We start from the raw sequence: 24,725 nt of genomic DNA, 5'->3' as shown, positions 1-24,725 counted from the left end.
ATCCGGCGTCCGTCAGCCAGCCGCGCACCTGCGACTCGGGATAGACAACGGTGCCGTCGATCACGAGGTACTCCCCCGCGTGCAAGGCGTCCAATGCGCGCTGCTCGTCGTCGTCGTCGAGGAAGAAGTCGAGCACCGTCAGCGTCGCGCCCTCGACCGCTGCGGCACGGAGCCGCCGGAAGATCTGCGCGTTCTCCTCCGCGGAGAAGCGGTGGATCACGTGGTTGGCGAACACCGCGTCGTAGGCACCCTCGGGGGCCGCGGTCGCCGTGTCCCCCACCTCGACGGCAGCCCGGTCGGCGACGCCCGCCGCCGCGACCGCCTCGGCCACGCCGTCCTCGAACCCCGGGGCGTAGACGAACGTCGTGTGCAGCTCGGGGTTGCGCGCCATGACGGCGAGGGCGAACTCGGCGGACAGGCCACCGAAGTCGAGGGCCTTCGTCGCGCCGGCGAGGTCGACGAGCCGGCCGAACTCCTGCGCGTGCAGGCGGTTGTACGTCATGACGCCGGCCATGAACGTGCCCCACCGGGCGTCGTCCATCTGCAGGTCGCCGGGCTCGGTCGTGTCGACCGTGTGCGCGAACTGCAGCCAGTGCGGGTAGCTGATCTCGTCGAGGAACGTGAGGAACGGAGCGAGGTCGATCACCGCGTCGTCCCCCGTGAGGTAGGCGGACGCGTCGGGAGCCAGGGCGTAACGCCCCTCCGTCCGGACGAGGAGACCCTTCGCGGCGAGGGCGTCGGCGAGCAGCCGGGCGATCCGCTCGCTCACCCCGCAGCGCTCGGCGATCGCCGCGGCCGTGTCGGCGCCGGCGGCGACGGCGGCGAACAGACCGATGCGGCTGGCCTGGAAGAGCTGCTTCGCGGCCATGTAGCCGGTGGCGATGTCGAGGATGCGGGCGGCGTCGGGAGTAGGGGTGTCGGTCATGGCGGATGCCTTTCGGTATGTCTACGAACGTGGGAAATAAAGGGCAGGAAGAGGCCGGCGTCGGTCGCGGAGGTCAGTCCGCGAGGAACCCGCGCACGGCGTCGCGGAACGCGGCGGTGTGTAGCGCCACGAGGTGATCGCCGGGGACGCGCCGCACTCGGACGTCCGCCACCCGCGCGGCGAGCTCGTCGATGCCCGCGGCCATCGGGTCATCCTCGCCGCCCAGGAGCAGCACCGGCATCGCCGGCGCTCCGGCCTCGGGCGCGAACGGCTCGGTCGCGAGCCCCTCGATGAGGTCGAGCAGATCGTCCGGGCGGTTGCCGGGCAGGCTCACCATGTGCACGATCATCCCGGTCAGCGGGTCGACGGGAGCCGGTCCGCCGGCGAGCGCGGCCCGCGCGGCGGAGAGGTCGACGAGCGCGAAGGGCTCCCCCGCGCTGAGGCCGCCGAGCACGAGACGCCGCACCGCGACACCCGGGTGCCGGGCGAGGTCCCACGCGAGCCGGGCACCGAGCGAGTAGCCGACGAGGTCGACCTCGTCCGGGCCGATCGCGTCGGCGAGCGCGTCGAGCACCGCGGAGGTCGGCACGACGCCGAGCCCGGGGGCGTCGCCGTGCGCCGGCAGATCGAGGACCCGGCGCGGCCGGTCGCCGAGCACCGCCGTCCACTCGCTGTCCGGCCAGTCCTGCGTGCCGCGCGAGGCGAGGCCGTGCAGGAACACCACGGATCGTTCGGTGGGAAGGGTCATGACGGGCCGTCCTCTCGGGACCGGCCCCTCGCCCTCAGCGCAGCCGCGCGAGGAACCGGTCGATGTAGTTCTCGTAGTCGGCGATGCGGTCGCCGTCCGGGTACATGAGGTTGATGACCGTCGCCCCGACCGCCGCGGAGATGTACTCGTCCGCCAGCGGGCCATAGTCCTGATCGCGGATCGACCCCTCGTCGCGGGCCGCCTCCATGCGCGCGATCAGCGAGGCTCGCCAAGAACCCAGGTGTCCGCGGTAGAGCTCGGCCAGCGACTCGTTCGCCATCGCGTACTCCCAGAGCGCCAGGAGCACCCGGCCGGCGGCGATCTGCTCCGGGTCGCGCGGCACGGTGGCCTGCAGGAAGCCCCGCAGCGCGTCGTCCGCCGCCACCGGCTCCTGCCCCGCGGCCTCCACGCCCTCGGACATCTGCTGCAGGATCGTCTCGAACGTCGCCGCGACGATGCTCTCCTTCCCGGGGAAGTAGTGCTTCAGCGCACCGTTCGCGAAGCCCGCTTCCGCGGCGATGCTGCGCATGGTCGCCGCCTCGAACCCACCCTTCAGGATGATGCTCTTGGCCACCTCGACGATGTCCCGTCGCCGCTGGTCGTGGTCGATGATCTTCGGCATGGCGTCCTTCCGGCCGAGTCCGGGGTGTGGCGTGTTCCGGCCTGGAGCTACCGTACCGCCGCATCGGGCACCTCCCGCAGAGCGAGCCATTGCGCCCGGCGTTCCCGCTGAGCCACCGGGTCCGCGACGGGCGAGGCCAGCCGCAGGCGCTCGGCGTACGGGTGACGCGGCGCGCGCGTGACCTGTTCCCCGTCTCCGATCTCGACGATCTCGCCCCGGTACATCACGGCGACCCGGTGACAGACCCGCCGGACGACGCCGAGGTCGTGCGAGACGAACAGGTAGGCAACGCCGGTGTCGCGCTGCAGTTCGATGAAGAGGTCGAGGATGGTGGCCTGCGTGGTGAGGTCGAGCGCACTGACCGGCTCGTCGCACACGATCAGCCGCGGACCGCGGACGAGGGCGCGGGCGATCGCGATGCGCTGCCGCTGCCCGCCGGAGAACTCGCTCGGGTACCGGTCCATGCTCGCGGAGGGCAGCCGCACGCGGTCGAGCATGTCGCGCACGCGCTTCTCGGCGGCCTTCGCTCCGATGCCCGTCGTCAGCAGCGGCTCGGCGAGGATGTCGCCGATGGTCAGTGCCGGGTTGAGGGAGCCGTACGGGTCCTGGAAGACGACCTGCACGTCGTCGGCGAGCGCCCGTCGGGCCCGGCCGCCGAGCCGGCCGATGTCCCGGCCGTCGAAGCGGATGCGGCCCGCCGTCACCGGGGCGAGGCCGAGGATGGCCTTGCCGAGCGTCGACTTCCCGGATCCGGACTCGCCGACCAGGCCCAGGCATTCACCGGGGGCGATGTCGAGGGAGACGCCGTGCAGCGCGCGGAAGGCGTGCCGACCCCGGCCGTACTCGACCACGAGGTCGTCCACCTGCAGCAGGGGGTTCACCGGAGCGGTGTTCATGCCGAGACCTCCGTCCGCCGGCCGTCGAGCGCGGCGCGGCCCTCGGCTTCGTCGAGCGACGCGGCGATGAGCTCGCGCGTGTACTCCTGGGTGGGCGTGGCGAAGAGGTCGTCCACGGCCCCCGACTCCACGATGTCGCCGCCGCGCATGACGATCACGCGGTCGCAGATGTCGGCGACGACGCCGAAGTTGTGCGTCACGATGAGCAGCGCCATGCCGTACTCGGCCTGCAGCTCCCGCAGCAGTTCGAGCACCTCGGCCTGCACGGTGACGTCGAGGGCGGTGGTGGGCTCGTCCGCCACGAGGAGCGACGGGCGCCCGGCGATCGCGCCGGCGATGAGCACGCGCTGGGCCATGCCGCCGGACACCTGATGCGGATAGCTGCGCATCACGCGGTCGGGGTCGGACAGCCCGACCCGCAGGAGCACCTCCCGCGCGCGCTGCCGGGCCGCGGCCTTCGCGAGCCCGTGCGTGCGGCGCAGCGGCTCGATGAGCTGGTGCCCGATCGTGTACGAGGGGTCGAGATTGCTCATCGGCTCCTGCGGCACGTAGCCGATCGTTCGTCCGAGCAGGGCCTGGCGCTCCTTCGGCGTCGCGTGGGTGACCTCCGCGCCGCCGACCCAGATCGCGTCGGCGGTCGCCCGGCCGGTCGCGGGGAGCAGGTCGAGCACCGAGAACACGGTCTGCGACTTGCCCGACCCGGACTCGCCGACGATCCCGACGACCTCCCCTGGCGCGACGTCGAGCGTCACGCCGTGCACGACCTCGGTCTCCCCCGTCGGCGTCGCGTGGACGACGTGCAGGTTCTCGACGCGAAGGGCCGACGCCGGAGCCTCGTGGCGGACACTGCCCGTGGCAGGAGCCGCGGCGACCTCGTCCGCGGTCTCGAGCACTCCGCGCCGCCGCCGTCGGGCCGCGCGCGGCGTGCGCACCTGCACGAGCTCGGCGAGCGTGGAGCCCATGATCGCGAGGACGGCGATCGTGAGACCGAGCGCGGCGGAGGGCCACAGCAGCATGAGGGGGTAGGTGAGCATGAGCCGGAAGCCCTCGAGCATCATCGCGCCCCAGCTCGGCACGTTCGAGTCGCCGATGCCGAGGAACTGGAGCCCCGCCTGCATGCCCATCGCGATGCCCGCCGTGAGCGCGGTCTGGATGATGACCGGCGGGTAGACGGCCGTGATGACGTGGCGGAAGATGATGCGCGCGTCCGACAGCCCCGACACGCGGGCGGCGTCGATGTACGCCTCGCCGCGGACGGCGAGCGTCTGCGACCGCGCGATGCGGAAGTAGCCCGGCACCATGAAGACGCCGACGGTGACCATCAGCAGCTCGAAGTTGTTGCGGCTGCCGGCGGCGACCACGAGCAGGATGATCATCCCAGGGATCGACTGGAGGGCGTCGCTGATCCAGGTCGCGACCCGGTCGAAGGCGCCGCCGAAGTACCCGGCTGCGACACCCGACGGAACCCCGATGACGAGCGCCGTGACGATCGTGATGAGCGCGCCCCACAGCGTCGTCCTCGTCCCGTAGATGAGGCGGCTGAGGATGTCGCGGCCGGTGGAGTCGCCGCCGAGGAGGTGCTCCGGCGAGGGCGGGGCCTTGGCGGCTGCGAGGTCGACGAGGTTCGGGTCCATCGGCGCCAGCAGCGGCGCGAACACCCCGACGAGCACGATGAGCACGAGGATCGCGAGCGGGATGGAGCCGCCGGGGTGACGGAGGAAGCGTCGGAACAGGCTCGACCGGCGCTTCTGGGCGGCCCGGTCGAAGGCGACGCGGATGTCTGTCGTGGTCATGCGACGCGCACCTTCGGGTTGATCCAGCCGAGCACGAGGTCGAGCAGGAGGTTGATGAGGACGACGAACACGATCGAGACCACCGTGATCCCGAGCAGCATGGGGATGTCGCCGTTCTGCGACGACTGGTTCGTGAGCTGCCCCAGACCGGGGAGGCTGAAGATCTGCTCCACCACGATGGCGCCGGAGAGCAGGCCCACGAACATCAGGGCGATCACCGTGAGCGCGGCGGGCGAGGCGTTGCGGAGGATGTGCAGGTTCACCCGGGCGGCGGACAGGCCACGGCTGCGGAGGGTGCGCACCCAGTCCTGGCGGCTCTGGGCGATCACGGCGTTGCGCAGCTGCTCCGACACGGCGACGATGCCGCCCAGGGCGAGGGAGATCGCCGGCAGCGTGATCGACCGCAGCCACCCTTCGACGGACTGGCTCGGGGGGACGTACCCCACGGCGGGGAACCACTGGAGCTGCACGGCCAGCCACATCACCAGGACCAGGCTCACCCAGAACCCGGGGAGCGCGAAGAGGACGACGGAGATCCCCTTGATGATCCGGTCGAACCAGGTGCCGGGGCGGAGTCCGGTGATCATGCCGAAGGCGACGCCGATGACCGCGGTGATGAGGGTCGCGAGAGTCACGACGGAGAGCGTGACGGGGACCTTGACCGCGAGCTGCGCGCCGACCGGCTGGAAGTTGCGCCACGAGACGCCGAAGTCGAGCAGCACGGCGTGGGAGAACCAGTCCCAGAACTGCACGATCAGGGGGCGGTCGAGACCGATCTTCGCTGCGAGCGCCTCCTGCTGCGCAGGACTCGCCGTGGTCCCGAGGAGCGAGGCGGTCGGATCGCTGATCGCGAGGTGGGCGAGGAAGAACGTGCCGATCGAGACCGCGACGAGCAGGAGGATGCCGGACAGCACCCGCTTCGCCGTGAAGAGGAGCATGGGGGCCTCTCGAGGGTGAGGAGGAGGGGAAGGGATGCCGGGGCGGCCGCGTGGCGACCGCCCCGGCGGGCGTTCAGCCCTGCGTGATGTACCGCAGCGTCGGGAACATCATCCCCACGACGGGCTGCAGCTGGATGCCGGGCGCCGTGTAGTAGATGTTGTTCGCCTGGTACCAGACCGACCACCAGGCCTGGTCGACGAGGGCCTCGTTGAGCTCCTTGATCGCCGCGGTCTGCGCGTCGCCGCGCTCCGTCTGCACCTTCTCGACGAGCGGGGCGATGACCTCGTTCTGCGCGTAGTCGGGCTCCGGGTTGAACCACTGCACGCTCGTCAGCTGCCGGGAGACGGTGGCCACGTCGTTGCCGTCCATCGCGAGGAAGGAGATGAACATCGGGTAGTTCGGTGCGTTGAGCTGGTAGTCCGGCATCTGCATGTTGTCCCAGGTGACCGTGATGCCGAGCTCGTTCAGTGCCTGCTCGGCCGACGGCTTCCACATCTCGAAGATCGGGGACATCGGCATCGAGATGTCGAAACCGTCCGGGTAGCCGGCGTCGGCCAGCAGCTCCTTCGCCTTGTCCATGTTGAACGCGTAGGCGTCGTTGAGCTCGGGGTCGTTGATGTCGCCGCCGTCCGGGAACACCTGGTTGGTGGCCACGCCCGCACCGCTGCCGACCGCCGCGAGGACGGCCGCACCGTCGAACGCGTAGTTCAGCGCCTGGCGCACCTCGAGCTTGCCGAGGGGCTCACTCTTCGCGCCGGTGTGGTCGGTGATGACGAGGCCCGCCCACCCGGAGACGCGCTGGGCGGTGTTCCAGCCCTGCTGCTCGGCCTGGTCGAGGTTGGCCACGTCGCCGTACTGCACGTTGATCTGGCCGCTGAGCATCGCGTTGTGACGGGCGGTCGCGTCGGTGATCGGGTAGATCGCGAGCTCGGCGAACGGGTACGTCTTCGCGTCCCAGTGGTCCTCGGTCTTGGTGAAGTGGTACTCGGCGCCCGCGACACTGGTGTCGCTGTCGAGCACATAGGGGCCGGAGCCGACCGGGTCGCTGCCGAGCGTGCCTGCCTCGATGGAGGCCGGGGGCATGACGTAGCTGCGGCCGAGGCCCATCAGGTAGAGGATCGTGTCGTCGCGCTGCGTGAGGGCGATGCGGACGGTGTCGTCGTCGACCTTCTCGAAGCCCTTCGCGTTGACGTAGGCCTCGCCGGACCGGGCGCCGGCCTTGAGGTACTCGAGGCTCGCGACGACGGCGTCGGCGTCGACCGGGGTGCCGTCGCTGAACACGGCGTCGGTGCGGATGTCGAGGTCGATGCTGAGGTCGTCGTCGGCCACGGTCCACTTCGTCGCGAGCGACGGGATCGGGGTGCCGTCGGCGTCGAGGGCGATCAGGGCGTCGTACACCGCGGACAGGTAGGGGCCGTCGAAGCCGATGTCGGCGAGGGACGGATCCCACGACGTGACATCGAGGAAGTTGCCGATGTTGAGGGCGTCGGGGCCTTCGGCGCCACCGCCCTCGGACGGCGAGGGCGTTCCGCCGCCGCTGCAGCCGGCGAGCGCGAGGGTCGCGGCGACGGCGGCGGCGACCGCGAGGGGCATTCGTTTCATGGTTCCTTCTCTCGGGTGCAGGGGGTGGTGAAGAAGGTTCGAAGAGCCGCTGACCGGAGACCGGGACCGACGCCACTTCGATGTGTCGTGCTGGTTAGTCTACATGCGTGGAAAAAGAGCGCAAGCGTGTTTCCGACCCCGGCCGCACGGACCGATGCCTCAGCGCGCACGCACCTTGCTCCCCCGCGCACATCCCCGCGTCCATGCCCCGCGTCCGCCCGTGCCGGTGCGGGTACTGGGATCAGTAACGCACCCCTGCCCTCCCCGCGCGGCCCATTTCTGATCCCGCCACCGCGCCCACCCTCCAGCCAGATCAGAAACGCCCCTCGGCGACACCTTTTCGGCACCCCTTTGATCCCGTACCGGGGTGAGCGACGGCGCGAACGGGCCACATTGCGCCCCCAAGGGCCGCCGCACCCCTCGCCGGGATCAAAAACGCACCGCTCACCCGGCCCGCAGGACCGCTTCTGATCCGGCGCGTGCGCGGGGGCACTTCCGATCCAGCACGGAGGCGAGGAGCACTTCCGATCTGCTGCGAACACGAGGAGCACTTCTGATCCGGGGCTCCGGAGAGCGGTCCGGTCGCGCACGAGCAGCACGCCCGGCGGCCGACACACAGCCGCCACCAGAAGCGGGATCAAAATCGGCCGCACGCCCTTCTCACGTGGCGCGTTTTCGAATCGGCGCGCGGAACGTTACGCCGTGCGGGATCAGAAACGTGCCTGCGGGGCGCCTGCGAGGTGCGGAACCGATCCCGCACGCGGAGTAGGGCGCGGGGGCGAGCGAGTGCGGGATCAGAAACGTGCCTGCGGGGCGCCTGCGAGGTGCGGAACTGATCCCGCACGGAGTGGGACGCGGGCCGAGCGAGTGCGGGATCAGGAACGGGCCCGCGGGGCACGCGGGAGGTGCGGAAGTGATCCCGGATGCCGGCGGGGGCGGGGCGGAGGAGGGGGCAGGCGCGAAAGGTCACCAGGTGCCGTCGGGGCGGACGGCGTAGTCGACGCGGCAGCCGGCGAGGGCGGCGCGGACCTCGGCTCCGTGGTCGCGGGCGAGGGCGAGGGCGGCGTGGTTCTCCTCGAGCTGCGCGACGCGGGAGGCACCGAAGAGCACGGTGGCCGTCGCGGGGTTCGCCAGACAGAAGGCGATGCCGAGGGCGGCCGGGGTCACGCCGAACTCCCCCGCGACCCGCGCGACCTCGGGGTACACGGCGAGGATCCGCTCGCGGATACCCCCGACATCGGCACCGATCTTGCGCTGAGGCATCCGTCCCGTCGCGAGGATTCCGCCCTCGAACACGTCCGAGGCCTGCAGCGCGAGGGTTCCGTCGGCGAACAGCGGGCCGTACGCGTCGCCCTCCGCCATGGCCCGTCGGGCGATGCCGTACTTGAGCTGCGCGAACGAGGGGCCGGTCGCCCCCTGCACCTCCGCCTCGGCGAGCGCCGCCCTGGTGTCCGCGATCCGCCAGTTGTTGATCCCCCACGAGTCGACCAGGCCGTCCGCGAGGAGGGCGTTCACGTCGGCGACGAGTCGCGGCATGTCCGGGGCGTCGAGGTAGTCCCCCACCACGAGGGTGTCGAAGCGGTCGAGGCCGGCCCGCTCGAGCGACTCCTCGATCTGCCCACGGAAGCCCTGGTTCGGCCAGCCCCAGAGCCAGAGCTTGCCGCACAGCACGACCTCGGCACGGTCCACCCCGCTCGCCCGGAAGGCCTCTCCGAAGAGGATGTCGGTCCGGGAGTTCTCGGCGTGCGGCCCCATGTTGTAATACGCGATGTCGAAGAATCCAGCGTCGAGCTCGACCGCCCGGTGGATGAGCTGCACGGCGTCGTCGAATTCCATGCGATCCCAGGTGTTCCACGATCCGAGGGCGAGCGGCGGCACCGTCGCGCCTCCCGGAGACAGCGGCTTGCGGGGGTATGTCGCATCGGGCATGAGGGCTCCTTCGCCGTCTCGGGGCACGGGGTTGTGTTTTTCTATGTTCGTAGAATATAACGGACTCATCCCGTCAGAACACCCGTCAGTGAGGACGACCATGACCGCTTCCCCGCGCCGTATCCTCGTCACCGGAGGAGCCTCCGGGCTCGGCCGCGGCATCGCCACCGCCTTCCGCGCAGCGGGCGACGAGGTGTTCATCGGCGACGTGGACGCGGGCGCCGCCGCAGCCGTCGCCACCGAGATCGGAGCCACCGCCCTCCCCCTCGACATCGGCGACGAAGCGTCGGTGCAGGCGGCGGCCGGACGGCTCCGCGAGGCCGGCGGTCTCGACGTCCTCGTCAACAACGCCGGCGTCGTCGCCGGCGGGGGAACGCTCCAGGAGGTCGCGGTCGACGCGGTCGATGCGGCCCTGCGCGTCAACGTCCGCGGCACGTTCCTCATGCTGCGGGTCTTCGGCGGGCTGCTCGCCGCGGCCGGTCACGGGGCCATCGTCAACATCTCGTCGATCGGCGCCCGGCAGCCCACTCCCGGCCTCGGGCACTACGAGGCCACGAAGGCCGCGGTCGACGCGCTCACCCGGACGGCGGCCATCGAGCTCGCCGGCTCCGGGGTGCGGGTCAACGCCGTCGCCCCCGGCCCCGTGCTCACGCCCCTGACCGCCGGATTCGCCTCGGACCCCGATGCCCGCGCCGCGTGGGAATCGCGCATCCCGCTCGGCACCATCGCCGAGGTCGACCAGGTCACCCCGCTCGTGCTGTTCCTCGCGAGCGAGGCCGCCAGCCACATCACCGGGGTCTCGGTCCCCGTCGATGGCGGCCAGCTCCTCGTCTGACCCCCGGACCCCCTCCGTGCGGGATCGATTCCGCCCCTTCCGGGCACCGCGAAGGACCGTCTTCGATCCCGCCACCCGCCCCGCGACTGGAGAACCATGACCCTCCCCACCACCACCCGCGCCGCGGTGCTCACCGCGCACGGCGAGCCGCTCACGCTGCAGGACCTCCCGCTGCCCGCCGAGATCGAGCCCGGCGCCGCCCTCGTCCGCATCGCCTGCACCACGCTGTGCGGCACGGACATCGAGATCTGGGAGGGGAAGATGTCGTTCCCCGGCATGCTCCCCATGGTCCTCGGCCACGAGATGGTCGGCGAGATCGTGGCCACCGGACCCGACACCCGCGACGCGCTCGGCCGCCCGCTGTCCCCCGGCGACCGGATCGGCTGGTCGGAGTCCACCTGCGGCGCATGCCACGGGTGCGTCGTGCTCCGCGAGCCGGTCGCCTGCTCCCGCCGCGGCTACGGCTTCCTCCAGCGCGCCGACGTGCCGCCGTTCGCGACGGCCGGGCTCTCCGAGTACGCGTACGTGACCCCGGGCGCCGCCAAGCTCCTGCTCCCGGCGGCGGTGAAGGACACCTGGGCCTCCATGGCGGGCTGCGCCGCGAAGACCGTCCTCCGCGCGTTCGAGCGGGCCGGCCGCATCCGCCCCGGCTCCCGCGTGGTGGTGCAGGGCTCCGGCGCCCTCGGCATCTTCGCCACGGCCGTCGCGAAGATCGCGGGTGCCGGGCAGGTCATCACCGTCGGCGCTCCCGCGGCCCGTCTGGAGCTCGCCACCCGCTTCGGCGCCGACGCCGTCGTCGACTTCCGCGACGGCCCCGTCGTCGACCAGGTCCTGGCGCTGACCGGAGGCCAGGGGGCGGACCACGTGTTCGACTTCGCGGGAGCCCCGAGCGTCGGACCGGACGCGGTCGGCATGGCCGCCCAGCGCGGCACCGTCGCGATCGTCGGCTCCACCGGTCCCGCGGGAGACGGCTTCGCCCTGAGCATGATCATGGGCAAGGAGCTCACGGTGGTCGGCTCGCTCAACGGCGACATCTCCGACTACGCCCGCGCGATCGACTTCTTCACGGCCTTCGCCGACCGCTTCCCGTGGGACGACCTGTTCAGCGCCCCGGTCGGACTCGCCGACGCCTCCGCGAAAATCGCCCACATGCACCACCTCGATGAGGTCAAGGCCGTCATCGACCCGAGCCTCTGAGGAGCATCATGACCACTCCCCTCCCCCTTCGCGAGATCGGCCGCAGCGGCCTGCATGCCTCCCTGTTCTCCCTGGGCTCGTGGCACACCTACGACCGCATGGACTTCGCCGACGCGGTCGCACTCCTCCGCGAGGCCACCGACCGTGGCGTGAACCTCTTCGATGTGGGCGTGTACTCCGCACCCGGCGCCCCGCCCGTCTTCACCGACGTGATCTTCTCGGCGATGGTGCGCGCGGCGGGGCTGCGCCGGGAGGAGTGGCTGCTGTCGTCGAAGCTCTGGCTGGAGGCCTTCGGCGCCGACGGCTTCCGCCCGCAGCTCGAGAACGCCCTGATGCGGGTGGGCACCGAGCACGCCGACCTCGTGATCCTCGGCGACCTGCGCCGCGACGACCTCGAGCTGCGCGACCTCGTGCTCGACCTCGCCGCCCTCACCGACGCCGGCCTCATCCGCGCGTGGGGCGTGAACAACTGGTCGGCGGGGAGCATCCAGACCCTGATCGACCTCGCCGCCGCGGAAGACGTGCCCGGTCCGCAGATCGCGCAGCTCAAGTACAGCGTCTCGCGGCGGTCGATCCCGGACGGCGAGCCGTTCGCGCGCCTCTGGGAGCAGGGCCTCACGCTGCAGGCCTCGGACTGCCTGGAGGGCGGGATCCTCGCCGGGACGGTGAACGGCGGCCGGCAGATCGGGCGCGACCCCGGCGGCATCCGCGAACGGATCATCGCCGACGTCCCCGCGTTCACCGCGGTCGCGGAGGACCTGGGCGTGACCCCGGCCCAGCTCGGCATCGCCTTCACCCTCACCCACCCCGCCCTGACGACCACCCTGTTCGGCGCCTCCCGCCTCGCGCAGCTGCGGGCGAACCTCGACGCGGCCGCCCTCGTCGACCGCATCGGCGCCGCCGAGCTGCGCCGTCTCGTCGAGCCCTTCTGGGCCGACCGCGGGGTCGTCGACCCCGAAGGCCCCTGACGCCGTCCCACCCGAGGAGAACCATGACCATCCCCGTCCCCTTCGATCCCGACGTGCAGGCCGTGCTCGACGAGATCGCGAAGAACCCGCAGCCCGCGCTCACCCGCGAGACCCTGCCGCGCGACGGCGTCGACCGGATGTTCCCGGACAACGACACCGTGATCGCCGGCCGGGACATCACGTGGGAGGACCGCGTCGTCCCCGGCCCGCCCGGAGCACCGGACATCGAGGTCACGATCTTCCGCCCCGCGGGGTCCGAGACCTCGACGCTCCCGGGCTTCGTGAACATCCACGGCGGCGGCATGATCGTCGGCCACCGCTCGTGGGAGACGGCGCGGGTCGTCGACATCGTCGCGGAGCATGGCGTCGTGGCCGTGAACGTCGAGTACCGCCTCGCACCGGAGGACCCGTACCCCGCGGGCGTGGAGGACTGCTACGCGGCCTTCGTGTGGACGCACGCCCACGCCGCGGAGCTCGGCATCGACCCCGCGCGCATCGTCGTGGGCGGAGGCAGCGCGGGCGGCGGTCTCACTGCGGCCGTCGCCCTGCTGGCGCGCGATCGACGGGGCCCTGTCATGGCCGGGCAGCTGCTGCTGTGCCCCATGATCGACAACACCAACACCACGGTCGCCAGTCGGCAGTATGACGGCATCGGCACCTGGCAGCGCGACATGAACCTCCTCGCCTGGTCATGCGTCCTCGGCGAGGAGCTCGCGTTCAGCACCGAGGCCCCGGCCTACGCCGCGCCGAGCCGCGCGACGGACGTCTCCGGGCTCCCGCCCGCGTACATCGAGGTCGGCGAGGCGGAGATGTTCCGCGACGAGGACACCGCGTACGCCCTCCGGATCTGGGAGACCGGCGGACAGGCCGAGCTGCACGTCTGGGGCGGCGGCGCCCACGGCTTCGACATGTACATGCCGGAGGCCGAGATCACCCGCGCCGCCCTCGCCGCCCGTGCCTCCTGGCTGCGACGGATCTGGCGGGCCGCCGCATGAGCACGCCGGAGCCGGTGCCCTACGACCCGGAGCTCGTCGCCGGACTCGACGCCTTCGTCGACCTCGTCGAGGTCATCCCGCTGCGCGCGGACACGATCCACGCCAACCGCGACCACTTCGCCACGATCATCCCGCCGATGGCCGTGCAGGCGGAGGGTCGCGCCGTGACCTGGGAGGACCGGGTCATCCCCGGCCCCGTCGGGTCTCCGGACCTCGAGATCACCGTCGTGCGCCCGGCGCCGGTGCCCACGGACCCGGCACCGGCGGTGCTGTCGATCCACGGCGGCGGCATGGTGCTCGGCACGCGCTTCTTCGGCACCGCCGAGCTCATCGACCTCGCCGAGCGGCACGGCGTCGTCGGGGTCGCGGTCGAGTACCGCCTCGCCCCCGAGCACCCCGGACCGGCACAGGCGGAGGACTGCTACGCGGCGCTGGAGTGGATGGTCGCCCACGCCGACGAGCTCGGCATCGACACCTCCCGCGTCATCGCCTCCGGGCAGAGCGCCGGGGGCGGGCTCTCGGCGGCGGTCGCGCTGCTCTCCCGCGACCGCGGCGGGCCCCGGCTGGCCGGGCAGCTCCTCGGTTGCCCGATGCTCGACGACCGCAACGAGACCCCGTCGAGTCGCCAGTACGACGGCTTCGGCGCCTGGGACCGCAACAACAACGACACCGCGTGGGACGCGATCGCCGGAGCCGACCGGTTCACCGACCGCGTGTCGCCGTACACGGCACCGGCTCGGGCCTCGGATCTGTCGGGACTCGCCCCGGCGTTCATCGAGGTGGGCGCCGCCGAGACCTTCCGCGACGAGGCCGTCGACTACGCGTCGCGGATCTGGGCCACGGGCGGGCAGGCCGAACTGCACGTCTGGGCGGGCGGCTATCACGGCTTCTCCGGGTTCTCCCCCGATGCCGAGGTCTCCCGGGCCGCCGTGGCCGCGCGGGAGAGCTGGCTGCGCCGCATGCTGCGCCTCGAGGGATGAGTCTCCCGGCGCGCGGTGGGCCCGCCCGCATGGGCACGCTGCGGGCGATGCTGGTGCTCGGCATGCTGGAAGCCTTCGGTCCACTGTCGATGGACCTCTACCTGCCGCAGCTCCCCCAGCTCGCGGCCTCGCTCGGCACGACCGAGGCCCTGGCGCAGGTGACGATGTCGGCGTGCATGATCGGTCTCGGTCTGGGGCAGCTCGTCGCCGGTCCTCTCAGCGACCGGCTGGGCAGACGCCTGCCACTGCTGGTCGGCGTCGCGGCGTTCGCGGTGCTCTCCGCGGTGTGCGCCGTCGCTCCGACCATCGAGCTGCTGCTCGTCGCGCGCTTCCTGCAGGGGCTGGCGGGATCGGCGGGCATCGTGATCTGCCTGGCGATCGCCCGCGACCAGTTCGAGGGGGTCGAGCTCTCCCGCATGCTCTCGCTGCTGTTCCTCGTCTCGGGCACCGCGCCGATCATCGCGCCGGTGGTGGGCGGCCAGCTCGCCCGCATCATGGACTGGCGCGGGATCTTCGGGGTGCTGTCCGCGGTCGGCGTGCTGTTGCTGCTCGTGGTGGTGTTCGCCCTGCCGGAGACCCTGTCGCCATCCGCCCGTCACCGCGGGGGCCTCCGGGTCTGGGGCGCGCACGCCGGCGCGGTCGTCCGCGACCGGCTCTTCGTCGCCGTGCTGTGCGCCGCGGCCGGAGGCGGTGTCGCGTTCTTCACCTACCTGTCGATGTCGTCGTTCGTGCTGCAGGACGAGTTCGGTCTCAGCCCGCAGGAGTTCAGCGTCGCCTTCGCGGCCGGCGCCCTGGCGAGTATCGCGGGCAGCCAGCTGAGCCGACTCGTGGTGCGGCGTTGGGGGCCCCTCCGCGTCTACCTGGGCGGGATCACCGCGACGCTCCTGGTGACGACGGCTTTCCTCGTGCTCGCGCTTCTGGGCGTCGGCATGAGGGGTGTCGTGATCGCGCTGGTCGGATTCATGCTGTGCTCCGGCATCGGCGGGCCCAATGGCCAGACGCTGGCGCTCGCCCATCACGGAGTCCGTGCCGGCACCGCTTCGGCCCTTCTCGGGATGGCGACATTCCTGTTCGGCCCCGTGCTCGCCCCCGTGGCCGCCGGTCTCGGCGGGACCACGGCCCTCACGATGGCCGTGACGATGACGGTCGCGGCTGCGGCAGCGGCGTTCGCCGCCTGGGCCTTCGTCCGGCCCGCAGCCCGCGGTCAGTAGCGGGCCGAGAAGGCGCCGTCCGCCTGAAGGAGCTGACCGGAGATCCATCGCCCCTCGTCAGAGACGAGGAACTCGACGACGGCGGCGATGTCGGCGGGTCGCCCGAGCCTGCCCAGCGGCGTCATCTCGCCCAGGGAGGTGCGGGTCTCGTCGTCCATCCAGCCGGTGTCGATCGGGCCGGGGTTCAGTACGTTCGCGGAGATGCCGCGCGGACCCAGTTCGCGGGCGGCGGAGATGACGAGCCGATCGAGCGCGCCCTTGGAAGCGCCGTACGGGAGGTTGCCGGTGACGTGATCGCTCGTGAGCGCCACGATCGCGCCGCCGTCCTCGCCGACCTGGCGTGCGAACGCTGCGATCAGGAGCAGGCTCGCCCGCGCGTTCACGGCGACGTGCAGGTCGAAGCTCTCCGCCGTGGTGTCGAGGATTCCGGACTCGACATCGTGCGCGTGGCTGAGGATCAGTGCCGAGATCGGACCGTGCTGTGCAGTCACCTCCGCCACGAGGGTTGCGGGGCCGTCCGGCGTCGACAGGTCCGCCGGGTGGTCGGCGTCGCGCAGATCGCTGGTGACGACCGTCCACCCCGCAGCGCGCAGGCGCGGGACGATACCAGCGGCGATGCTGTTCGCGCGGGCGGCACCGGTGATCAGGGCGAGGGGCATGCGTTCACGGTAGCGGACCTCCCTCACGCTCCACGATCACATCCCGGCGCACATCACGACGACACCGCCGGCCATCGCCCAGGACTCGACCGTCAGCGACCGCACCGCTCCCCCGCGGTGCAGCTCCGAACGGCGCCATGAGGCCGCGACCGCCCACCCGACGACCCCGAGAGCACCCACCAGCACGAACGCCGAGAGCACACCGTCGAAGCCATGGCCGCCGTGACCGCTCTCGACCCCGGTACCCGCTCCGGAGGTCGAGGCCGAATCGAACATGCACGCCGCCATCACGAGCGAGCCGAGCGCCCGGTGGCAACACGCGGAAGCCGACGGCATCCCGCGCACCCCCATCGTCCCGAGCATGGCCGAGAGCAGCAGCAGCGCGCCCACGATGATCTCGCCCAGCGCGTCGAGGACCCCGGCGGCCATCAGCAGCATCCCCACCGCCATCACCACCGCGGCCTGGCGTCCCTGCCACGGCACAGCGCGCCGCGCCGCGAGGCACGCGCCGGCCGACACGAGCGCCGCCGCCGCCATCAGCCACGATGCTGCCGGGAGCAGAAGGTCCACAGCCGAAGTATATTGATCGATCGCTCAAAAAAGCGAGACCCCGTCGCGATGCGACACAATGAGCACGTGCCCCGCATCGTCGACCATGATGAGCGTCGCCGCCAGATCGCCGACGCGCTGCTCGTCGTCGCCGCCAGGGACGGTCATGAGAGCGTGTCCTCGCGGGCGGTCGCGAAGGAGCTCGGCGTGGCGACCGGCTCCCTGTGGCACTACTTCGACGGCTTCGACGACGTCGTCCGCGCCGCGGCGGCCGAGGTCACCCGTCGCACCGACGAGCGCATCGCCGCAGCCACGACCGGGCTCCGCGGACTCGCCCGCCTGCGGGCCCTGATGGGCGAGGTGCTCCCCGTCGACGAACGCACCCGCACCGAGGCGCACGTGGTCGTCGGCTTCTGGGGGCGCCTGGCCACTCTCGCCCCGGCCCCCGATGCCGGAGCGCCGACCCTCGCGACGTGGCAGGACAGCATCCGGGAGGCCCTGGACGAGGCGGCGACCGACGGCGAGCTGCGCCCCGACACCCCCACCGGCGACCTCCTCGCCCTCCTGCGCTCGATCACCTACGGCCAGCAGGTCGTCGAGGTCACGGAGCCGCAGACGCCGGCGGCGCACTTCGCGGTCCTCGACAGCGTCCTCACCCCCTGGCGACGCTGACCTCGACATCGCCCACACGCCACGGTTGTGCACCCGTGCACGCCGTCGTATCATCGTGCCAACCCGTTTCTTGAGCAGTCGCTCGAAAATAGTGAGGTCAACGATGTCCCCGCACGCCCCCCAGCCCGTCTCCCTCGAGCCCATCGCCGCTCCGCATCCGCTCGATCCGCTCACCGGCGCCGAGATCGCCGCCGCCCGCGCGGTGCTCGACGCGGCCGGCCTGCTGACGGCGACCACCCGCGTGCCCATGCTGCTCCCCGACGAAGCCACGAAGGAGGAGCTCGCGGCCTGGCGCCCCGGCGCCCCCATCGACCGCCGGGTGGACGTGACGCTGCTCGACACCGCCACCGGCGTCGCGACCGAGGTGATCGTCTCGATCACCCGCGGCGAGATCGTGCGCCAGGACCGGGTGCCCAACGACGCCCCGCCCTACGGCCAGCCGCAGTACCTGTTCGAGGAGTACGAGCGGGCCGAGGCCATCGCCAAGGCCTCGCCGGAATGGCAGGCAGCCATGCGCCGCCGCGGCCTGACGGACCACATGGCCCTCGCCTTCTGCTCTCCCCTGGCCCCGGGCTACACGGGCCGGGCCGACGAGGTGGGCCGCCGCGTGATCCGGTCCCTCACCTTCCTCCGATACGACGAGCAGGATTCGCCGTGGGCGCACCCCGTCGAGGGGCTGATCGTGCACATCGACCTCACCACGGACAGCGTGATCCGCGTCGAGGACGAGGGCGACGTGCCGGTCCCGGCCGGACACGGCAACTACTACCCGGAGGTGCAGGGCGCGGCGCGGACGACACTGAAGCCCATCGAGATCACCCAGCCGGAGGGGCCGAGCTTCGGCGTGTCCGGCTCGCTCGTCGAGTGGGAGGGCTGGTCGATGCGCGTGGGCTTCAACGCCCGCGAGGGTCTCGTCCTGCATGACGTGTCGTTCCAGGGGCGCTCCGTGCTGCACCGGGCGAGCGTGCCGGAGATGGTCGTGCCCTACGGCGACACCGCCCCCGGGCGCTTCTGGATCAGCTACTTCGACGCGGGCGAGTACCTCCTCGGCAAGAACGCCAACCACCTGGAGCTCGGCTGCGACTGCCTCGGCGTGATCCGGTACCTCGACGGCTACGTCGCCGACGACCACGGCCACCCGGTGCGCATCCCGAACGTGATCTGCATGCACGAGGAGGACTTCGGCATCCTCTGGAAGCACACCGACCTCTCCGGACGCTCCGACGTGCGGCGCTCACGGCGCTTCGTCGTCTCGTACTTCTCCACCATCGGCAACTACGACTACGGCTTCTACTGGAACTTCGGCCTGGACGGCTCGATCGAGGTCGTCGCCAAGGCCACGGGCATCGTGTTCGCCGGTGCCGGAGAGCCGGGGGTCCGCCAGAAGCACGCGACCGAACTCGCCCCCGGCGTCTTCGCCCCGGTCCACCAGCACCTGTTCTGCGCGCGCCTCGACGTGGCGATCGACGGCCAGGACAACCGCCTCGTCGAGGTGGACGCGCAGCGAGTGCCGATGGGGCCGGACAACCCGTTCGGCAACGCGTTCACCTGGTCGGAGACGGTGCTGGAGACCGAGCACGCCGCCCAGCGCGAGGCCGACTCCTCCGTCGCCCGGGTGTGGGAGGTGCAGAGCGCCTCGCGGACGAACCACGTCGGCCGCCCGACCGCCTATCACCTCGTGCCGGAGCCGACCGCTCTGCTGATGGCCGACCCCGGGTCGTCCGTCGCGGCGCGCGCGGCCTTCGCCACGAAGCACCTCTGGGCGACCCGGTACGAGCGCGGCCAGATCTGGCCCGCCGGGCGCTATCCCAACGCGCACCAGGGCGGCGCGGGCCTCCCGGAGTACACCGCCGACGACCGCCGGATCGACGGCGAGGACATGGTGCTGTGGCACACCTTCGGGCTCACGCACTTCCCCCGCCCTGAGGACTGGCCGATCATGCCCGTGGACTACGCGGGATTCTGGTTCAAGCCCTACGGCTTCCTCGACCAGAACCCGGCCATGGACGTGCCGGAGTCCTCCCAGGCGCACGGCGGTGCGACGGCGACCTCCTGCTGCGGCGGCGGCGACTCCTGCGCCTGCGGCCACTAGCGACCGTCCGGCGGTGCCGCGCCGTCGCGGGTGCGAAAAGGTGCCCCGATCGCTCCGGGCAGGAGCTTTTCGCATCCCGCACCGCGGGGAGGGCGACGATCGACTCAGGTGAGGGCGGCGATTGCGTCGCGAAGGATGCCGTCGGCGTCCGCCAGCGCGGCCGCGGCGGTCTCGGCGGAGGCGCCGGTCGCGAGCAGGAGCAGCGCGAGCTTGACCGAGCCGTCCGCGGCCTCCAACGCGGAGGACGCGGCGTCGACGTCCACGCCCGCGAGCTGCGACACCGTGCGGATCGAGCGGGCGTGCAGCTTCTCGTTCGTCGCGAGCAGGTCGACCATGACCCCGCGGTACGTCTTGCCGAGCTTGATCATCGAGAGCGTCGTCAGCATGTTCACGACGAGCTTCTGCGCCGTGCCGGACTTCAGCCGCGTGGAGCCCGAGATGAACTCCGGCCCCGTGACGACTTCGATCGCGATCTCGGCCTCCGCGCCGATCGCCGACCCGGCGTTCGAGGCGATCGCCACCGTGAGCGCGCCGAGGCCCCGCGCGTACCGCAGCCCGCCGATGACGTAGGGCGTGCGGCCGGATGCCGAGATCCCCACCACCGTGTCCAGGTCGGTGAGGTCCAGGTCGCGCAGAGCCACGGCCGCGGCCTCGTCGTCGTCCTCCGCGTTCTCCACCGCCGAGCGGATGGCCGTCTCCCCGCCCGCGATGAGCCCCACGACCATCGACGGGTCGGTGCCGAAGGTGGGCGGGCACTCGCTCGCGTCCAGCACGCCGATGCGTCCGGCCGTGCCCGCGCCGATGTAGATGAGGCGACCGCCGCGTCGGAACCGCTCCGTGATGCCGTCCACCGCCGCCGCGATCTCCGCCGTGCGACCGGCCACGGCCTCGGGCACGCGCCGGTCCTCGGCGTTCATGCGCTCGACGAGCTCGGTCGTGCTGAGCAGGTCGAGGTCGCCGCGCTCGGTGGTGGAGGCCTCGGTGTCGAGGCCCGCGAGCTCGGCGAGGAGGGTGGTCAGACGGGAGTCATTCGGCACGGTGCACGAACCTTTCATGGGGGAGGTCGAGGCGACGGGTCAGCAGCAGGGCCCCGTCCATGGCGCCGCCTCGCGCGGGGACGACGCGGTGGCCGCTCGTCTCCAGGGCGCGGGTCAGGGCGGCGCGGAAGCCGTCGTGGTCGGTGAGGCCCCCGTGCAGCACGACGTCCGCTGTCGCGCCGGCGGCCGCAGCGGTCGTCGCCGCGAGGAGCCGGACGGCCTCGTCCACGATCCCGCTGGCGACGGCGTCGTCGTCTGCGGCCGCGGCGAGCACGAGGGGCGCGAGGGTCGCGAGGCGGCGGGCGAGGGCTCCGTCGGCGGCGAGCCAGGCCTGCACGGCCGAGGGCGGGCCCACGGGGGCGGCGAGCGCCGCGGTGAGAGCGGTGGGCGCGGCCAGCCCGTCGTGGGCACGGAGCACGGCGCGCAACGCCTCCCGGCCGAGCCAGGATCCGCTGCCGAAGTCGCCCAGCTCGGGGCCCCAGCCGTCGACCAGACGCGCACCGGAGGGGTCGACGCCCAGCGCCACGGCTCCGGTGCCGGCGATGAGCAGCACGCCCGCCGCGCCGTCGAGAGCGCCCGCGTGAGCGGTGACCACGTCCGACGCCACGGCCACGCGTGCGCCGGTCCGTGCGGCGAGCGCGGCGGCGAGTTCCGCGGCCGCCTCCGGGGCGAACCAGGCGCCGGCCGCCCCCACGCCGAGCGTGTCGATGCGCCCGACATCGTCGAGCAGCGGGAGAATCGCGGTGAGCGCCGCCTCCACTCCGCCCGCGGCGGCGAGGCCCGGGGCTCCGAGCCCGGAGCGCTCCCCGGCCGTCCTGCCGTGCACGACGAGACGGCAGCGGGACTTGCCGAGATCGACGGTGGCGGTCGTCTCGCTCATCGGCACTCCTCGGATCCGGCGGAAAGAAAGAAAAGCGACTACACAACACGTAGACTCGCTGAAAAGAATTTACCATCCCGTTCCGCCGTTCCGGAGGATACCGTGAGCATCCAGTCGACGATCGAAGCCGCCGCTGCGACCCTGCCCCCGTCCCTGGCCCGCGTCGCGGCCGCTGTGCGGGAGAACCCGAGCCTCGTGATCGACAAGACGATCAGCGAGCTCGCGACGGAATGCCGCACCTCGGTCGCGTCCGTCGTCCGGTTCTGTCGGGCGATCGGCTTCACCGGGTACGCCGCGCTGCGCATGGCCCTGGCCACCGAGCTCGGCAAGGAGGCCGCCCAGTTCTCCGCCCGCGGCGCCTACGGCTCCGAGATCTCCGACGAGGACTCCCTGGAGGAGGCCGTCTCCAAGCTCGCCGCCCTGGAACTCCTCGCGATCGAGGAGACCGTCGGACAGCTCGACTTCGCCGTGCTGACGGCGGCGGTCGCGGCCATCGACAGCGCCGACCGCATCCTCCTGTACGGCATCGGCGCCAGCCAGTTCGTCGCGGAGGACCTCGCGCACAAGCTGCTCCGCGTCGGCCGCAACGCCCACGTCCTCTCCGACCCCCACGAGGCGATCGCCGCCGCCGTGCTCCCCGTCGGGACGACCGTCGCTATCGGGTTCTCGCATGCGGGGTCGACCATCGAGACGGTGCGGTTCCTCGAAGCCGCCGTCGCCAACGGCGCGACGACGGTGGCCGTCACCTCCGTGAAGGACTCCCCGCTCGCCCAGGTCGCCGACCACGCCCTGTTCACCGAGGTGCGCGAGTCGACCTTCCGCGCCGGGGCGATGGTGAGCCGGATCGCGCAGCTCGCCCTCGTGGACTGCCTGTTCATCGGCGTCGCCAAGCGCCGGTACGCCGAGACCGTCGACGCCCTGCAGCGCACGCGTCAGGCGACGCGCCTCCTCCGCGACTGACGACGCCTCGCCCCGTCAGTCGAGCGCCGACTCCGGGGTGGCACGGGCATCCGCGCGCGTCGCGGAGGGTCCCATCGCGCCGGCGGTGCGCAGGAACACGATGATCCAGCTGAAGATCAGCACGGCCGCGATGAGCTCGACCGCCGTGAGGTTGTAGTAGCCGACCGCGAAGAACGCCCCCAGCAGCACGATGACCAGCACGTACGCCCAGCCGAGTCCCACGAACACCCGCGGGATGCTGCGCACGAACCACGGCAGCCCGAGGACGATCACCGCGAACACCACCGCCATGCCCGTCGCGACCGTGTTGTGCAGGCCGAAGAACTCGTCCACCGGGAAGATGCCCACGCACGCGAGGAAGATCCCCATGAGGATGAGGCCCCCGCGCACGATCGTCCGACCTCGACGGTCGACCGGGTCGTCGACGGGCAGCCCCGCAGTCGCATACCGGGAGATGGTCGTCACCATGATCCCCGCGATGATGAGGGTCACGTTGAAGGCCACCGAGGCGCTGTTGCTGCTCATGCCCAGCGCGGACAGGTTGTCGCGCCACCAGTGCACGTCGCTCGACGCCAGCATCGCCGCGAACGCCCCGACGACGAGGAACACCGCCAGCACCAGCGACAGCACGGTCGGCGTCAGTGCGACGGCGCTGAGGAAGGCGACGTAGCCGGTGAGTGCGAAGGCCACCGCGACGAGGATCGCCCCGGGGAACGGGAAGACCGGGGCGTCGACGAAGCTCTGCTCCAGCAGCTGCGCGATGCCGAGCCAGCCGAGGTAGGCGATGGCGGCGTGCGCGAACGCGATGGCGGCGAGGTCGTACCAGCGGAGCCGGTCACCGGGAACCGCGAATCCGTCCCTCGCGACCGACGGGTCGGGCTCCGGGGCCCGCACGGCGAGGCGCCCCAGAGCGAAGGCGAGCGCGGCCGCGATGGCACCGCCGTACGCCGCGAACATGCCGATCGATCCGGTGCCGCTGATCGAGAGCTGGTGCCCCCAGAACACCGGCAGGGCCACGAGGAATCCCCCCAGCAGGAACGCCGCGCCGACGATCAGCGCCGTCGCCTCGAACACCGCGTCCGAGGTGGCGGGTCCACGCACCTGACGGAGCACGTGCCGGATCCGCTGCCCCACCGTCGACATCATCCCGCCGTTCACGGACCACATCCTAGACGGCCGCCCCGCGCGGCCGTCGCCGGTGGTAGCATCGCGGAACGGATCGTATACAACGTCGTCGTTCCCACCAGCCCGAGGTGATCAGTCATGAACGGTGCCCTCACCACCCCCGCCGAATCGGTGTCGACCCTCGTCGCGCGCAACATCAGCGAGTTCCGCGCCGCCGTCTCCGAGTCGTTCGTCCCCCTGCAGGTGTCCTCCGCGGGCGCCGACCAGTTCCGCGGCGTGATCCGCGGTGCCGCGGTCGACGAGGTCCACGTCAACGACATCCGCGCCACCTCGCACGTCGTCGAGCGCACAACCGAGCTCATCGCCCGCGGCGACCGCTCGTACTTCAAGGTGAGCCTGATGCTCGCCGGGACCGGGCTGCTCATCCAGGACGACCGCGAGGCCGTGCTGCAGCCGGGCGACCTCGCCGTCTACGACACCGATCGCCCGTACTCCCTCGTCTTCGATCAGGACTTCCGCACCATGGTGGTCATGTTCCCGAAGCACCTCATCAGCCTGCCCGCGGACATGATCGGGCAGCTCACGGCCGTCCGCATCTCCGGGCAGGAGGGGCTGGGCGGCATGGTCGTGCCGTACCTGACGCAGCTCGCCGGCAACCTCGACGAGCTCGCCGGCACGACGGGGGCTCGGCTCGCGCACAGCGCCCTCGACCTCGTGACCACCGTGTTCACGCGGGAGCTCGGTCTCGACCAGGCGTCCGCCGACCCGCACCGCGCCCTCATGCAGCGGATCCGTGCGCACATCGACCGCAACCTCGCCTCCACCGACCTCGGTCCGGCCTCCATCGCCGCCGCGCACTTCATCTCCACCCGCCACCTGCACGGTCTGTTCCAGGAGCAGGGGGTGACCGTGTCGACGTGGATCCGCACCCGCCGCCTGGAGCAGTGCCGCCGGGACCTCCTCGACCCGATGCTCGCCGACCGCCCCGTCGCCGCGATCGCCGCGCGCTGGGGCTTCGTCGACGCCGCGCATTTCAGCCGTGCGTTCAAGACCGCCTTCGGCGTCTCCCCCAGCGAGTACCGCGCCACCCACTGATTCCCGTCCTCCGCCC

At 71.9% G+C, this 24,725-nt stretch carries 23 protein-coding genes; 10 read left to right on the top strand and 13 right to left on the bottom strand.

The window, feature by feature from the left end; translation table 11 throughout:
* The 8 genes from AUV07_RS02105 to AUV07_RS02070 all read right to left on the bottom strand — a co-directional run.
* Window positions 1-925 (bottom strand): methyltransferase family protein (locus AUV07_RS02105; RefSeq protein ID WP_062633472.1); only part of this gene is annotated, 925 nt, incomplete at its 3' end.
* A 73-nt stretch (window positions 926-998) separates the two neighbouring features.
* Window positions 999-1,673, bottom strand: a complete 675-nt coding sequence (locus AUV07_RS02100; RefSeq protein WP_062633469.1) for an alpha/beta fold hydrolase — start codon at window positions 1,671-1,673, stop codon at window positions 999-1,001.
* Window positions 1,674-1,707: 34 nt separating this feature from the next.
* Window positions 1,708-2,295 (bottom strand): TetR/AcrR family transcriptional regulator, encoded by a 588-nt coding sequence (locus tag AUV07_RS02095; protein WP_025103887.1) that lies wholly within the window; start codon window positions 2,293-2,295, stop codon window positions 1,708-1,710.
* 47 nt (window positions 2,296-2,342) lie between these two features.
* On the bottom strand, window positions 2,343-3,191 hold the full coding sequence (locus tag AUV07_RS02090) for an ATP-binding cassette domain-containing protein (RefSeq protein WP_029989391.1): 849 nt from the start codon (window positions 3,189-3,191) through the stop codon (window positions 2,343-2,345).
* Window positions 3,188-4,984, bottom strand: coding sequence for a dipeptide/oligopeptide/nickel ABC transporter permease/ATP-binding protein (locus tag AUV07_RS02085; protein ID WP_062633466.1), 1,797 nt, complete (start codon window positions 4,982-4,984; stop codon window positions 3,188-3,190). Before AUV07_RS02085 ends, AUV07_RS02090 begins: the two co-directional genes overlap by 4 nt.
* The gene (locus tag AUV07_RS02080) at window positions 4,981-5,922 is read right to left on the bottom strand and encodes an ABC transporter permease (protein WP_062633463.1); all 942 of its coding nucleotides are present in this window, start codon (window positions 5,920-5,922) and stop codon (window positions 4,981-4,983) included. Before AUV07_RS02080 ends, AUV07_RS02085 begins: the two co-directional genes overlap by 4 nt.
* Before the next feature lie 73 nt (window positions 5,923-5,995).
* Entirely contained in the window at window positions 5,996-7,525 is a 1,530-nt protein-coding gene (locus AUV07_RS02075) for an ABC transporter substrate-binding protein (RefSeq protein ID WP_231868175.1), read from the bottom strand.
* A gap of 966 nt (window positions 7,526-8,491) precedes the next feature.
* Entirely contained in the window at window positions 8,492-9,454 is a 963-nt protein-coding gene (locus AUV07_RS02070; protein ID WP_062633457.1) for an aldo/keto reductase, read from the bottom strand.
* Window positions 9,455-9,554: 100 nt separating this feature from the next.
* On the opposite strand from AUV07_RS02070, the gene AUV07_RS02065 reads away from it, so the two are divergent.
* The 6 genes from AUV07_RS02065 to AUV07_RS02040 all read left to right on the top strand — a co-directional run bounded on the left by AUV07_RS02065 (window position 9,555) and on the right by AUV07_RS02040 (window position 15,640).
* On the top strand, window positions 9,555-10,289 hold the full coding sequence (locus AUV07_RS02065; protein ID WP_062633455.1) for an SDR family NAD(P)-dependent oxidoreductase: 735 nt from the start codon (window positions 9,555-9,557) through the stop codon (window positions 10,287-10,289).
* A gap of 96 nt (window positions 10,290-10,385) precedes the next feature.
* Window positions 10,386-11,486: a zinc-binding dehydrogenase gene (locus AUV07_RS02060; protein WP_062633453.1), complete on the top strand. Its 1,101-nt coding sequence runs from the start codon at window positions 10,386-10,388 to the stop codon at window positions 11,484-11,486.
* A gap of 8 nt (window positions 11,487-11,494) precedes the next feature.
* Window positions 11,495-12,454: an aldo/keto reductase gene (locus tag AUV07_RS02055; RefSeq protein ID WP_062633450.1), complete on the top strand. Its 960-nt coding sequence runs from the start codon at window positions 11,495-11,497 to the stop codon at window positions 12,452-12,454.
* Window positions 12,455-12,477: 23 nt separating this feature from the next.
* Entirely contained in the window at window positions 12,478-13,449 is a 972-nt protein-coding gene (locus AUV07_RS02050) for an alpha/beta hydrolase (RefSeq protein ID WP_062633448.1), read from the top strand.
* Window positions 13,446-14,429, top strand: a complete 984-nt coding sequence (locus AUV07_RS02045; RefSeq protein WP_062633446.1) for an alpha/beta hydrolase — start codon at window positions 13,446-13,448, stop codon at window positions 14,427-14,429. The genes AUV07_RS02050 and AUV07_RS02045 overlap by 4 nt, the downstream gene beginning before the upstream one ends.
* Window positions 14,426-15,640: a multidrug effflux MFS transporter gene (locus AUV07_RS02040; protein ID WP_231868174.1), complete on the top strand. Its 1,215-nt coding sequence runs from the start codon at window positions 14,426-14,428 to the stop codon at window positions 15,638-15,640. Before AUV07_RS02045 ends, AUV07_RS02040 begins: the two co-directional genes overlap by 4 nt.
* Here the strand turns inward: AUV07_RS02040 and AUV07_RS02035 are convergent.
* Both AUV07_RS02035 and AUV07_RS02030 read right to left on the bottom strand, forming a co-directional pair.
* On the bottom strand, window positions 15,634-16,299 hold the full coding sequence (locus tag AUV07_RS02035) for an SDR family oxidoreductase (RefSeq protein WP_062633442.1): 666 nt from the start codon (window positions 16,297-16,299) through the stop codon (window positions 15,634-15,636). The genes AUV07_RS02040 and AUV07_RS02035 overlap by 7 nt on opposite strands.
* 36 nt (window positions 16,300-16,335) lie before the next feature.
* Complete coding sequence (locus AUV07_RS02030; protein ID WP_062633440.1) at window positions 16,336-16,869, bottom strand: hypothetical protein; 534 nt, start codon at window positions 16,867-16,869, stop codon at window positions 16,336-16,338.
* A gap of 66 nt (window positions 16,870-16,935) precedes the next feature.
* Here AUV07_RS02030 and AUV07_RS02025 point away from each other — a divergent pair, with 66 nt between their 5' ends.
* Window positions 16,936-17,520: a TetR/AcrR family transcriptional regulator gene (locus AUV07_RS02025; protein WP_062633796.1), complete on the top strand. Its 585-nt coding sequence runs from the start codon at window positions 16,936-16,938 to the stop codon at window positions 17,518-17,520.
* Between the two features lie 103 nt (window positions 17,521-17,623).
* Complete coding sequence (locus tag AUV07_RS02020; RefSeq protein WP_062633438.1) at window positions 17,624-19,612, top strand: primary-amine oxidase; 1,989 nt, start codon at window positions 17,624-17,626, stop codon at window positions 19,610-19,612.
* 104 nt (window positions 19,613-19,716) lie between these two features.
* On the opposite strand, the gene murQ is transcribed toward AUV07_RS02020, so the two are convergent.
* Window positions 19,717-20,649, bottom strand: a complete 933-nt coding sequence (murQ, locus tag AUV07_RS02015; RefSeq protein ID WP_062633437.1) for an N-acetylmuramic acid 6-phosphate etherase — start codon at window positions 20,647-20,649, stop codon at window positions 19,717-19,719.
* Window positions 20,639-21,529, bottom strand: coding sequence for a BadF/BadG/BcrA/BcrD ATPase family protein (locus AUV07_RS02010; RefSeq protein WP_062633436.1), 891 nt, complete (start codon window positions 21,527-21,529; stop codon window positions 20,639-20,641). The genes murQ and AUV07_RS02010 overlap by 11 nt, the downstream gene beginning before the upstream one ends.
* 102 nt (window positions 21,530-21,631) lie before the next feature.
* On the opposite strand from AUV07_RS02010, the gene AUV07_RS02005 reads away from it, so the two are divergent.
* Window positions 21,632-22,489, top strand: a complete 858-nt coding sequence (locus AUV07_RS02005) for a MurR/RpiR family transcriptional regulator (protein ID WP_062633434.1) — start codon at window positions 21,632-21,634, stop codon at window positions 22,487-22,489.
* Window positions 22,490-22,504: 15 nt separating this feature from the next.
* Here AUV07_RS02005 and AUV07_RS02000 read toward each other — a convergent pair whose 3' ends face one another.
* Window positions 22,505-23,647, bottom strand: coding sequence for a DUF998 domain-containing protein (locus AUV07_RS02000; RefSeq protein WP_231868173.1), 1,143 nt, complete (start codon window positions 23,645-23,647; stop codon window positions 22,505-22,507).
* A 105-nt stretch (window positions 23,648-23,752) separates the two neighbouring features.
* On the opposite strand from AUV07_RS02000, the gene AUV07_RS01995 reads away from it, so the two are divergent.
* Entirely contained in the window at window positions 23,753-24,709 is a 957-nt protein-coding gene (locus tag AUV07_RS01995; protein WP_025103869.1) for a helix-turn-helix domain-containing protein, read from the top strand.
* Window positions 24,710-24,725 lie beyond the last annotated feature (16 nt).

Source organism: Microbacterium sp. CH1, from assembly GCF_001595495.1.
In the GTDB taxonomy this organism is placed as follows: Bacteria; Actinomycetota; Actinomycetes; order Actinomycetales; family Microbacteriaceae; genus Microbacterium.
The sequence above is the reverse complement of the archived record's forward strand: the minus strand, read 5'-3'. Positions and strand labels throughout refer to the sequence as shown.